Here is an 11,282-nt window from a genome sequence, read left to right on the forward strand (position 1 = left end):
TCAAATCACGGCTATGGCTATGCGCAGCCCTATTATGGTGGCGGCTATTATGCCGACTCTCCGCGATACCAGTCTCGCCACTACGTGCGCGATCGGCACTATGATCGTCATTCCCGTCCGAGGCATTACCGCCGCCATCATTGACGGCGGTAAGGCTTCGGGCCGCTACTTGCGGGTTTCGCGCCGGGCAAGCCACGCCCGCATCTCGGCGATCTCGCGCCGCTGCGTCGCCACTACTTCGGCTGCAAGCCGGCGAACAGCGGGATCGCGCCCGTACCTCAATTCTATCTCGGCCATCGCGATCGCGCCTTCATGATGGGGGATCATCGCGCGCATGAAGTCGGCGTCGGCATCACCAGTGAAGGCCACGTCCATAGCGCCATGCATCTTGGCGTTCGCGGCCCGGTAGGCTCTGGTTGCGGGCGTGTCGGCCCGCTTTCCCGCATCAGCTCCCCGGGTCACGCTCGTACCGTGTTGAGCGTGCTGTGCGCTCGCAGCAGGTGGCGTCAGTCCAGCGGCCGTTGCGACCATCAGCGCGAGCGTGCCGTTAATTCCGATCATCACGTTCCTTCTCCAGTGTAGCATCATGTCCGCGCTGGCGTCCGGCTCTGGCCGGAGGTTGCCGGCGCGCAGCCGCATCGAGCTCGGCCACGGCCTGGGCCGCGGCCTCGCAGTCGCTGCCGGTTTCCTGGCCCCGCTCGCAGCGGGTGACAACCAGCCTCGCCTCTTCCGCGTGGAAACGGAAATAGCCAGCATCCCGTGGTTTAATCAGTCCGCATCCAGTCAGAGCGATGGTCGCGACAGCGGCAATGAGCGCGCGTTCCTTGAGGTTTGTCATTCTGTTCACCCGCTCGTTGTTCATGGAAATCACAAAGCGATGCCAAAGCGCCGGAGTGCGAGAACCATCGCGATATAGAGCAGGACGGTCAGGCAGCATCCGGCGGCCAAGGCTGGCCAAAAGCCAATTCCGTGACGCAAAAGGACTGGTATCAGTAGGAATAGCGGCAGCGAGGGGAGTACGAACCAGAAGGTCGCCTGCGCATGGGCCGCCATGTTCATCGCATCAGGCCGGTCGTGCCACAGCCATATCATGCCAAGGACCGAGACGACCGGTAGCGACGCAATCAGCGCTCCGAACCCGGGATAGCGCTTCGCCACTTCCGACGCTGCCGCGATTAGTATGCCCGAGACGATGGCCTTGACTGCAAGATAGTACATAGGATGCTTCGCTTACCTTGTGGCGGTGGATCTTGATGATGCGGCCCAGCGCCACTTCCCCCCGTTGCGACGCCATGCGCGAAACCCGATGCGGTAAAGCCTCCCGATCCACTTGATGAGAATGAACGTGGTTCCTCGCGGGACCAGGCCAAGGGCACTGGCGTAGCGCGTGACGAAGACCAGCATCGAAGCTGCCGTAAGCCAAAGTCCGGCGGGAAAAACGGGAGACGAGCCATTGACATTCATCAATGGCGATCCCCGGATCGCCCGAAGGTCGCGACCCGCCAGAGATACCAAATGACGGCCAGCAAGAGCACGGCGTTGCTGACCGGTTCGATGACGCTCGCCACCTGATTATAGCGTTCGCCCAGCTCGTAGCCGGCTAGCACGAGGATCACGGTCCATATTGCCGAGCCGGCAAGCGTGGAAAGCAGGAACGGACCGAGGGGCATTCCGCTGACCCCTGCTGGCACCGAAATCAACGTCCGGACTCCCGGGACCATTCGTCCGAACAGAACCGCCCAACGGCCATAGCGGTCGAACCAGCGATCGACATGATCGATCTCGTCCGCCGTCAACGTCAGCCATCGACCGTGGCGAGAAGCAAAGCGCTTCAACCGATCGATGCCGATCCAGCGCCCGACATAGTACCATAGGATCGCTCCTGCGGCCGATCCGAGGGTGCCAGCGATAACGACCACCCACAGCGAGCCGCGCCCCTGCGCGGCCGTGTAGCCCGCAAGGGGCAGGATCACTTCCGATGGAATCGGCGGAAAGACGTTCTCGGCCAGCATCAGCAGGAAGACGCCAAAGCCGCCGAGTGCCGATAGGATCGATGTTATGATGTCGAACACAAGACAGCCTCGTCAGATGATCCAATAGAAGATGGCGCAGAACACGAGGATGAGGGCGAGGACCGATCCTACGATCGCGTTTTCCAGTCGCGGGCACTCGACGTTCCTGATCCGCGCGGCGACCTGCCAAGCGGGGCGGATCGGACACCGCCACGACCCAGCGACAATTCGATCCAATTCCGCGTCCGACAGCCCGAAGAATGCTTTGGCTTCACGGCGCGATCGACCCGCCAGCCCCATCACACGCAGCACCACATCGTCCCATGCGACATCGATCGCGCTCGGCCGATCGATCATCGGGCCGCGCGCGTCACCGCCTGCCCAAGAGGGAGGCAGCAGGCCGATGATCTGGTGAGGATTGCGCTCCAACAGCGTCGCCCAGCGCAGCAAGCGGTGTTGGCGGTCCCGCGCCGGGATAGTCCGCGCCGGCGCCCAACGTCGGGTGAGGGCTTGCACTGGATGTGTCCATCGGCTCGCCTGAGAGGTCGTCATGGACTTGCCGGAGTACAGGCGTCGCCATTGGTAGCGCGCTTGAGCGGACGAGAACAGCGCAGGGTCAGGAAGGTGGTGCAGCTCAGGATGAAGGCGATATCGTATAGGCCGTAGCCGACGGCCGCCCCGAGCGCGCCAGTCGCCCACAGGCTGGCCGCTGTTGCCGTACCCGAGGCTTTGCTACCCTTCTTCAGGATCGCGCCGCCCCCAATGAAACCGACGCCTGTAATCAGACCTTCGAGCAACCTGGCCTGCGCCGGGGACGTGCGGCCGAGGATCGCGATGCCTACCAGCACGAAGCCGCAACTGGCGATGGCAACCAACGGGAATGTGCGGATGCCTGCGCTACGGGCGTCCTTCTCGCGATCCCAGCCAACCGGAAGGGCAAGCGCGTAGGCGACGGCGAGACTGATGATATGGGTGGTTATCTCCCACCATGAGCTTTGAAACATGCCGGCCTGCCTGTTCTACGCGATCGCTCCAAATCGGAGGTTAAAAACGAATGTTGGGCCGAGCGCCTTGAAGGCGCTCGTGATTAAGGCGAGGATCGTGAACATCTGCGAACCTACCGGTGCAGACATGCGATGATGGCGGCCACGACGGCGGCGGTTTCCGCAACGTCGCGCACCCTGACCGTGTCGAGGCCGATCTCGACGGCGGGATAGTCATTTCCACCGGGGAAGATCGCATCGCCGATGAACAACATGCCGTCGAGCGGCACGCCGCTTTCGGCGCTCAGGCGCTTCAGGCCGTAGCCTTTGTCGACCCCTGCCCTCGTCACGTCGATCGATGTCGTACCGCCAAGATTGATCGAGAGGCCCGGCAGCACTGCGCGCAAGGTCGCCTGCAATGCAGTGCGTTTTTTCCGATCCCGGTCCCATCCCTCCTTTTCCTTCAGCGGCGCCGCCTGCCCCAGCCCCGAAAAGGTAATCTGGCTGCCGCGATCCTCGATCCGCTCGCCCCATATGCGTTCATCGGCGAGGCCGGCATCGGCCAGCGCCCGGTCGAAGGCCGCGCGGATCTTCGCCTTCTCCGCATCGTCGAACAGCTCGGCATAGACCACGCACCAAGCCCCATCGATGAAGCGATAGAGCTTGGTGCCGGTGGTCGGCATCAACCAGAGGCGGTCGAGCGCTGCGTCCGCAGGCAAGCGCGACGCGACCTGCTTTTCGAATTGTGGCCAGTCCCCGCCCGAGATCACCGCCACATCGGTAACGGCGAGCAACCGGGCGATGATCGCGGCCATATCCTCCGATAACGGGCGTTTGCTCTCCGCGAGCGTGCCGTCGAGGTCGAAAGCGACCAGCCACTTCATGCCGCGTTCCCCGCCGGGTCGCGGTAGGCGAGCAGCCGGAGCGCGTTGATGACGACGAGCAGTGTCGATCCCTCATGGACCGCCACCGCTGGCCCGATGCCGAGGCCGAGGATGGTGGCAGGCACGAGGAAGGCGACGACGCCCAGGCTGACGAACACGTTCTGACGGATGATGCCGCGCGTATGACGGCTCAGGCCGACCGCGAACGGCAAGTGCGCCAGGTCGTCGGCCATCAGCGCTACGTCGGCCGTCTCGAGCGCTACGTCCGACCCCGCCGCGCCCATTGCGATGCCGACCGTGGCGCTCGCCATCGCGGGCGCGTCGTTCACGCCGTCGCCGACCATCGCGACCTTGTCCTCGCCGGCAAGCTTCTTGATTGCGGCCACCTTGTCTTCGGGCATGAGGTCGCCCCACGCCTCATCGATTCCGACATCGTTGGCGATCGCTTCGGCGACCTTCTGGTGATCGCCGGAGATCATTATCATCCGCGACACACCCATCTCGTGCAGCCGGCGCAGCGCGGTCTTGGCCGCTTCGCGGGGCGTGTCCATCAGGCCGATCGCGCCTAGGTCGCGGTCCCCCTTGCGGACCACCATCGTCGTGCGGCCGTTCTCGCGCAGCTTCGCGATCGCGTCCTGCGCCCCCTGCCCCAGCGCCGGTATGCCCTCGCCCCCAAACATCTCGGCCTTGCCGATCCACACCGTCTCGCCATCCACGCTCGCGGTGACGCCACGACCGGTCAGGCTCTTGAGGTCGCCAGCGGTGGGCAACGGGCGCCCATTCAGGCGTTCGCGGCCGTCGTTGACGATCGCTTGGGCCAGCGGGTGATCGCTCAGCGCCTCGACAGCGACGGCCAGCGACAGCAGCTCGCCTTCGTCGGTGCCGTCGACGGGCACGACATCGGTGATGCGCGGGCGCCCTTCGGTCAGCGTGCCGGTCTTGTCGAAGGCGATCGCCTTGAGCGATCCGAGGTTTTCGAGCGGCGCACCGCCCTTCACCAGCACACCGCCACGTGCCGCGCGCGCGACGCCGGACAGGACCGCGCTCGGCGTCGCGATCGCGAGCGCGCAAGGGCTCGCTGCGACCAGTACCGCCATCGCGCGATAGAAGCTGTCGCGGAACGGCTCGTCGATGACCACCCAGGCGAACAGCAGCAGCACCGACAGGATCAGGACGGCGGGCACGAAGATGCGCTCGAACCGATCGGTGAAGCGCTGCGTCGGCGACTTCTGCGTCTCCGCCTCGCTCACCATCTTCACCACCTTGGCGAGCGCGGACTCGTTGGATCGGCGCGTCACCTCGATCTCGATCGCGCCGCCGCCATTGATCGTGCCGGCAAAGACGCGGCTCTCCGCCTCGACCGCATCGGGCTTGGCGCGGGCGGCTGCCGCGTCCGCGACCGGCACCTTGTCGACCGGGATGCTCTCGCCGGTCACCGGGGCTTGGTTGATCGCGCTGGTGCCCGTGATGACGAAGCCGTCAGCAGGCAGGCGCTCGTTCGGGCGGACGATGGCGACATCCCCAACGACCATTTGCTCGACCGGGATTTCGCTGGTCTGGCCGTCGCGTCGCACGGTCGCGGTTTCGGGCGCGAGCTTCGCCAGCGCCTCGATCGCCTTCTTGGCGCGTCCCATCGCGTAATGCTCAAGCGCATGGCCAAGGCTGAACAGGAACAGCAGCAGCGCGCCTTCGGCCCATGCGCCCAGCGCAGCGGCGCCGGCGGCAGCAACCAACATCAGCGTGTCGATCTCGAACTTCTTCATCCGAAGGTTGTCGATCGCCTCGCGCAGCGTGAAGAACCCGCCGAAGAAATAGGCTGCGACATAGCAGGCCGTGGGCAGCCACTCCGGTGCGCCGGCAACCAGCCTTTCGATCGCATAGCCGATCCCCAGCAGCGCGCCGCAGGCAAGCGCGAAGATCAGCTCGGTATTGGGGCCGAGAAATTCGGCGTGGCTATGGTCGTGACCATCGCCGGGGCCGTGCTTCTCTTCGCCCGCGTCGTGGCCCCCGGGGCCGTGGTCGTGGCCGGCATGGTCATCGGCGGCGACCCGCTTGCCAACCCTCACCTTCAGCTTGCGAAGAGCAGCGCGCACTTCCTCTTCTGTGGTCTCTCGGCGATCATATTCGACCCGGACCGACCCGCTGGTGCTGGCGCTTGCCTGTACCACCCCGGGCAACGCGCATAGCGCATCGCTGACCGTGCGCGCCCGCCGTTCGTGACTGATCCCCGTCACCTGCCAGATCGCATGACCGTAGCGTTCAGTGATTTCGGCACCTGCGGCGCGCACCATTTCACGCAATCGCGGCAGCGGTAGCTTGGCGGCGTCGAAATGGATGCACAGGGCCGCCGGCGTGTCGCCATCGAGGCAGATCACATGCGCCCGCTCGACGCCTTCGCGCTTTGACAGGGTTGATACGAGACGGTCCAGGCAAGCGTCGGCCGCGTCAGGAAGGTCCGGCAACAATACTGGAATATCGAGTTCGAGCTTGTCGTTCATGACGACCTCCTTTCGCTTTTCTTGGTTTCGGCGCGCGCGTCGCGCAGGATTTCGACACCGCCCTTGATGGCGATGATGGCGGTAGCGAAGCCGACCAGAAGGTCCGGCCAGTTGGTGCCCAGCCACAGCACCAGCACGCCCGCGATCAGGATGCCGCCATTGGAAATGAAGTCATTGAAGCTGAAGGTGGTGGCGGCCCGTAGGTTAACGTCCGGATCCTTGAGCCGCTGGAGCAGCCGCAGGCAGAGGTAGTTTACGACGCCGGCGATCGCCGACATGACCATCATGGTCGGTCCGATCGGCTCGCTCCCCTGCACATAGCGTCGCCCGACATCGATCAGGATGCCGCCCGCAAAGATCAGCAGCATTACCCCCGATGCGATCGCGGCGCGCGTCTTCCACGTCTTACCGTGGGTCAGCGCGACGAGGCTGAGAGCGTAAACGGCGGTGTCGGACAGATTGTCGACGCCGTTGGCGATGAGCGCACTTGAATCGGCGAACGCGCCGGATACGAAAAAGCCCGCTGCGATTGCTGCGTTCAGCAGCAGCACGATCCAGAGCGTGCGACGCTCCTGCGTGCCCGCGTTGTCGTTGCTCGCATTCATCCCATGATCTCCTCGAGCGTCAGGAGGGCGAGGAACCCTACGAAGAACATCGAGCTGATGAGCGGGGTGTCAGGCTTCTCGTGCGCCTCAACCAGCAGCTCTTCCGTGACGAGGTAGAGCAGCGCCATCAGCCCAAAGCTCAGGAAGCCAGCGACCATTACCGGCGAGAGCGTGGCGACAGGAACGGCAGCGAGCGCGCCGATCGGCAGCAGCAGCGCCAAGGCCGAGACGATCACGATGATGCGCAGGCGCGAGCGATAGGTTTCCGCCAGCTCGTTGGTCAGTGTCAGACCCAGGAAGAGCACTTCGAGTGTCAGCGCGATCGTCAGCAGAAATCCCGCCTTCTCGCCCGCGACGAACGCAAGGCCGAGCACCAGGCCATCGACCAGGATGTCGATGCCGATCGCGGCGAGCAGCGCCATCGGCCCCTTGAAGCGGGCCTCGAAAGCCTTGAGACCCAGCATCGTTACGACGCCCGCCGCCCCGCCGATCAACGTCGCGCTGGGCGAAGCCTCATGCTTGACCTGCGGCAGGATTTCAGTCGCTGCCGCCGCGAACACGACGCCGGCAGCAAGATGCTGTAGCCCCGCCACGAGGCCAGGATTTAACTTTGTGCGGCTCGCGATGATCGCGCCGAGCACGACCGCCAACACAGGCGCAAGCGTGTAGAGCAATGCCTGCATATCCTATGATTCCTCCGGTGTTCGATGACAGACGCGGATCTTCCCGCGCTGCGTGAAGGCGATCGACCCGCCCGCCACGACTGCCCGCGACTGGTCGCCGCGAAATTCTTCGCCGGTCCGTTGCGCGTGCAGGATCTCGGTTCTGCCCTTGGGCAGCCAGGTGACACCCATCTTCAGGCCGTCGTCGATGAAGTCGACATCGGCGCGCGATCCATCGTCGCAATACATGATGCGCTGCGCGATCAATCGAGGCGTCAGATGCTTTTCATGCGCCGGCTCGGCCGGTTGGCTTGGAGCGGGGTTGCACGCCCCTACGACCATACCCGCGAACAGAACGGCGCCGATGCGCGCGGCTGTCAGGCCAGGCAGGTGCCGCAAGGCGCGCACCGCCCTCACCACAGCACGCCGTGATCGGGCGTCAGCGGCTCAGGGGCCGGTAGTCCCGCCGTCTGAAGAAGGTCGATCTCGATCGTGCGGCACATGGCCGTGAGCGGGACATCGTGGACGCTATTGGCGAACGGATCGGTCAGATCCTCGCCGATGCTCAGCACCGCGAGGAAGACGAGTCCGATCAGCGTCGATCCGATCGGCGTGGCAAGGCCCAGGGATTCGACCAGCGCGATCGGAAGCAGCACGCAGAACACGCGCGTGAAGAGGTTCGGGAAAAACCGAAAGCCATTGGGCAGCGGCGTGTTCTTGATCCGCTCCATGCCACCCTGCGCATTGGCGATGTCGATCAGGACGCGCTCTACAGTTGCCTGCTGGATCTCGGTGATCCGACCTTCCGCGAGCGCGTCGGCGTAATTGCCCGATATGTCCTCCAAGAGCGCGTTGGCAGGGTTCAGGCGAGCGACCGCCATATCGGCGACGTCCGTTCCGGCGATCCGGGCAATGTCTTCATAGGGCGACTGTCGGCGAAGCTGGCAGCGCATCGAGTGCGCGAAGGCGATCTGCCGCAGGATGATGTTGTGCCGCGTCTCACTGCCCTCGGGTTCCCCCTTGGTCAGGCTGCGTGTGATCCTGGCCAGGCTGCGCGACGCATTGATGAGCGCGCCCCAAAGGGTTCGCGCTTCCCACCAGCGCGCATAAGCTGCGTTGGTCCGAAACCCCATGAAGAGCGCGATGGCAGTGCCGAACAGCGCCGTCGGCAAAGGCGGTTCCTTGATCGGGGTCATCATGTGGAATGCCGTCACCGCCACGTCCCACACGAACAGGATCGTGAGAGGCTTCCAAACCTCGATAATGATCTGCCTAAAACGTGGCCTCGCGCCGACTATCATATCAATTACGCCCTAAATCTCTTAGCAATCGTCATCCGATCGGCATGTTCATGATGTCCCGATAAGCGGACAGCAGCTTGTTCCGGACTTGCAGGGTCGCCTCGAAAGTAATGGATGCGCGGCTCTGGATGAGCGCGACGGTTGCAATGTCGGTGGTTTCGCCACGCTCATATGCTTCGGTGACGACATCCTCCTGCTCCTGGGTCTCGTTGACCTTCGCGACCACGGCATTGAGGGTGTCGGCAAAGTTCGACGCCGGAGCGGTCGGCGTCACGCCGGGCGGTGCCGTCGGCTGCGCCGCACGCAAAGCGCGGCTTCGCGCGATCACTTCGGCCCGAATGGCCATCACATTCGAGATCGACGTGTCAGACATCGTTTCTCTCCCGTTCCAGTGCGACGTGTCGGAAGACAGGACGGTTCATCGGGTGCCCTCCCGTTCGCAGATTCGGGTGCGGCCCTCGCCATCCACGACGGTGAGCTGCGACCCCTTGAAGGTCGCGGTGGCTGTCTCGCCGACATATTGGAGGCCCTGCGCTGGCGCGGTCAGCGTCATGGGCACGGCGCTGCTGGAGCGCCGCAAATCGATCTGCAGGCCGTTGTCCTTGTAGTCGACGAACAGCGGTTCCCCGTCGGAACAGCGATAGGGATGGCGCCCCATTTCCCCGGTCGCCACGGCGCTGTCGGACGAATGGATTTGCTGCTCCGTTGGCGGGGCTGGCGGCTTGCTTTCCGTGCAAGCCGCCAGGCCGACAACGAGGATGAGGGCGGGCAGTACCCGCTTCAACGGCATCATCGCGCCTTCCTCCTGTAGCGGGAGGGGACGCGCTGACGATTGATCCCACGGGCAGGCTGACCCACCCGCCAGCGCAGATAGGTTGCGAGGCGATCATCAGCCTCGATCATCAGGGACCGCAGACGACGCAACATCATCGCCGCGAACGGCAGAGACAGCGCCCCGCCCAGCGTGCAGCTATGTGTTAGCCTAGTGCCACCATCGTCCCCTGCCAGCTCGTACCGTTCTTCGAGCGTGAACAGATAAGGGATGCCGCAGGACCAAGCGAAGGCGCGCGGCTTATCGAATTGATCGACCCGGGCCGGCGTCCGAATTGGCCGGGTGATGCCCTGGATCGCGAAGGTACATTCCGTTTCGCCAAGCTGGCACGGGTTGTCGAGGAATACGAGCGGACTCCAAGCCCGACGATGATCCGGATCGGTGATCGCCGACCAGATCCGCAGTGGCCCGCCGTGAAGCATTGAGCTGGTTATGGTGCGAGGCATATCCCCATCTCCCAGAGATGAGCGGGGCGATCGCGGATCGCCCCGCGCACCCATCAGGCCAAGTTGTTCACGAAGGTCTGACCGTGGTCGTCCCCTTCATGCTCCTCATTGTAGTGCTCGGGCTTCTCGATCACTTTCTGCCCGAACCGGGCGTAGAGCGTCGGCAGCACGAACAGCGTCAGCAGCGTCGCCGAGATCAGGCCGCCGATGACGACGGTCGCCAATGGCTTCTGCACCTCCGCGCCCGCCCCCTCGCCAAGCGCCATCGGCACGAAGCCGAGGCTTGCGACGAGCGCGGTCATGACGACTGGCCGCAGACGCTGCATTGCGCCGACATGGGCCGCCTCCTCGCGCGATAGCCCCGACCGGATCAGATCCTGGATTGAGCTGACCATGACGAGGCCGTTGAGGACCGCGATGCCCGACAGGGCGATGAAGCCCACCGCCGCCGAGATCGAAAAGTCCATGCCGCGCAGGAAGAGCAGCAGAACGCCGCCCACCAGCGCGAATGGCACGCCGGTGAAGACGATCGCGGCATCGCGGACCGATCCCAATGCGCCATAAAGCAGCAACAGGATCAGGATGAAGCAGGCCGGAATGACCAGCTTCAGCCGCTCGCTCGCCGATTGCAGGTTCTCGAACTGACCGCCCCATTCGAGATAGGCACCGGCAGGCAGCCGGACCTGGCTGCCGATCGCCGCCTGCGCGTCTGCAACGACGCTACCGACATCGCGACCACGCACGTTGGCTTGCACCACCACGCGCCGCTTCCCGTTTTCGCGGCTGATCTGATTGGGACCGTCGACGACCTTGATGTCAGCGACACTGGACAGCGGCACATAGCCGCCGCCTGCCACCGGCACCTGCACCTGCTGGAGCAGGCCGATGTCGGCGCGCTGCGCCTCCGACAGGCGGATCACCACCGGGAAGCGACGGTCGCCCTCGAAGATCTGGCCCGATGTTCGCCCGCCGATCGTCGCAGTCACGGTGTCCTGCACATCCTGAGCCGTAACGCCCAACCGCGCCATCGCGTCGCGGTTGACGCGAATGTCGAGCATG

Annotated in this window: 16 protein-coding genes; all 16 read right to left on the reverse strand. The window is 64.4% G+C overall.

Translation table 11 applies throughout. From position 1 onward, the window contains the following. Positions 1 to 165: 165 nt before the first annotated feature. Positions 166 to 561 carry a CopM family metallochaperone gene (gene copM / locus ABLE43_RS20745; RefSeq protein WP_050794225.1) on the reverse strand — a complete coding sequence of 132 codons (396 nt, stop codon included), beginning with the start codon at positions 559 to 561 and terminating at the stop codon, positions 166 to 168. Then, on the reverse strand, positions 548 to 862 hold the full coding sequence (locus ABLE43_RS20750; protein WP_206379108.1) for a hypothetical protein: 315 nt from the start codon (positions 860 to 862) through the stop codon (positions 548 to 550). Before ABLE43_RS20750 ends, copM begins: the two co-directional genes overlap by 14 nt. A 5-nt stretch (positions 863 to 867) precedes the next feature. Continuing rightward, positions 868 to 1,218 carry a DUF3147 family protein gene (locus ABLE43_RS20755; protein ID WP_018251229.1) on the reverse strand — a complete coding sequence of 117 codons (351 nt, stop codon included), beginning with the start codon at positions 1,216 to 1,218 and terminating at the stop codon, positions 868 to 870. A gap of 245 nt (positions 1,219 to 1,463) precedes the next feature. Next, positions 1,464 to 2,072 (reverse strand): DedA family protein, encoded by a 609-nt coding sequence (locus tag ABLE43_RS20760; protein ID WP_007406854.1) that lies wholly within the window; start codon positions 2,070 to 2,072, stop codon positions 1,464 to 1,466. Between the two features lie 12 nt (positions 2,073 to 2,084). Further along, positions 2,085 to 2,462 (reverse strand): hypothetical protein, encoded by a 378-nt coding sequence (locus ABLE43_RS20765; protein WP_007406863.1) that lies wholly within the window; start codon positions 2,460 to 2,462, stop codon positions 2,085 to 2,087. A gap of 98 nt (positions 2,463 to 2,560) precedes the next feature. Beyond that, entirely contained in the window at positions 2,561 to 3,016 is a 456-nt protein-coding gene (locus ABLE43_RS20770; protein ID WP_018251228.1) for an MgtC/SapB family protein, read from the reverse strand. Between the two features lie 113 nt (positions 3,017 to 3,129). Continuing rightward, on the reverse strand, positions 3,130 to 3,879 hold the full coding sequence (locus ABLE43_RS20775; RefSeq protein ID WP_007406852.1) for an HAD-IIB family hydrolase: 750 nt from the start codon (positions 3,877 to 3,879) through the stop codon (positions 3,130 to 3,132). Further along, complete coding sequence (locus tag ABLE43_RS20780) at positions 3,876 to 6,377, reverse strand: heavy metal translocating P-type ATPase (RefSeq protein WP_018251226.1); 2,502 nt, start codon at positions 6,375 to 6,377, stop codon at positions 3,876 to 3,878. The genes ABLE43_RS20775 and ABLE43_RS20780 overlap by 4 nt, the downstream gene beginning before the upstream one ends. Beyond that, complete coding sequence (locus tag ABLE43_RS20785; RefSeq protein ID WP_007406859.1) at positions 6,374 to 6,982, reverse strand: cation efflux transmembrane domain-containing protein; 609 nt, start codon at positions 6,980 to 6,982, stop codon at positions 6,374 to 6,376. Before ABLE43_RS20785 ends, ABLE43_RS20780 begins: the two co-directional genes overlap by 4 nt. Continuing rightward, the gene (locus tag ABLE43_RS20790; RefSeq protein WP_018251225.1) at positions 6,979 to 7,665 is read right to left on the reverse strand and encodes a ZIP family metal transporter; all 687 of its coding nucleotides are present in this window, start codon (positions 7,663 to 7,665) and stop codon (positions 6,979 to 6,981) included. Before ABLE43_RS20790 ends, ABLE43_RS20785 begins: the two co-directional genes overlap by 4 nt. Before the next feature lie 3 nt (positions 7,666 to 7,668). Next, a complete protein-coding gene (locus ABLE43_RS20795; protein ID WP_037477072.1) occupies positions 7,669 to 8,061 on the reverse strand; it encodes a hypothetical protein in 393 nt (130 codons plus the stop codon). Continuing rightward, a complete protein-coding gene (locus ABLE43_RS20800; RefSeq protein WP_019368194.1) occupies positions 8,058 to 8,945 on the reverse strand; it encodes a bestrophin family protein in 888 nt (295 codons plus the stop codon). The genes ABLE43_RS20795 and ABLE43_RS20800 overlap by 4 nt, the downstream gene beginning before the upstream one ends. A gap of 31 nt (positions 8,946 to 8,976) precedes the next feature. Beyond that, entirely contained in the window at positions 8,977 to 9,318 is a 342-nt protein-coding gene (fliE, locus tag ABLE43_RS20805) for a flagellar hook-basal body complex protein FliE (RefSeq protein ID WP_026189139.1), read from the reverse strand. Between the two features lie 45 nt (positions 9,319 to 9,363). Beyond that, positions 9,364 to 9,738, reverse strand: coding sequence for a hypothetical protein (locus ABLE43_RS20810; RefSeq protein WP_026189138.1), 375 nt, complete (start codon positions 9,736 to 9,738; stop codon positions 9,364 to 9,366). Further along, a complete protein-coding gene (locus tag ABLE43_RS20815; RefSeq protein ID WP_026189137.1) occupies positions 9,735 to 10,223 on the reverse strand; it encodes an SRPBCC family protein in 489 nt (162 codons plus the stop codon). The genes ABLE43_RS20810 and ABLE43_RS20815 overlap by 4 nt, the downstream gene beginning before the upstream one ends. A 53-nt stretch (positions 10,224 to 10,276) precedes the next feature. Beyond that, a partial coding sequence (locus tag ABLE43_RS20820) for an efflux RND transporter permease subunit (RefSeq protein WP_348980013.1) occupies positions 10,277 to 11,282 on the reverse strand: 1,006 nt, incomplete at its 5' end.

The organism is Sphingomonas silueang (assembly GCF_040049155.1).
In the GTDB taxonomy this organism is placed as follows: domain Bacteria; phylum Pseudomonadota; class Alphaproteobacteria; order Sphingomonadales; family Sphingomonadaceae; genus Sphingomonas; species Sphingomonas silueang.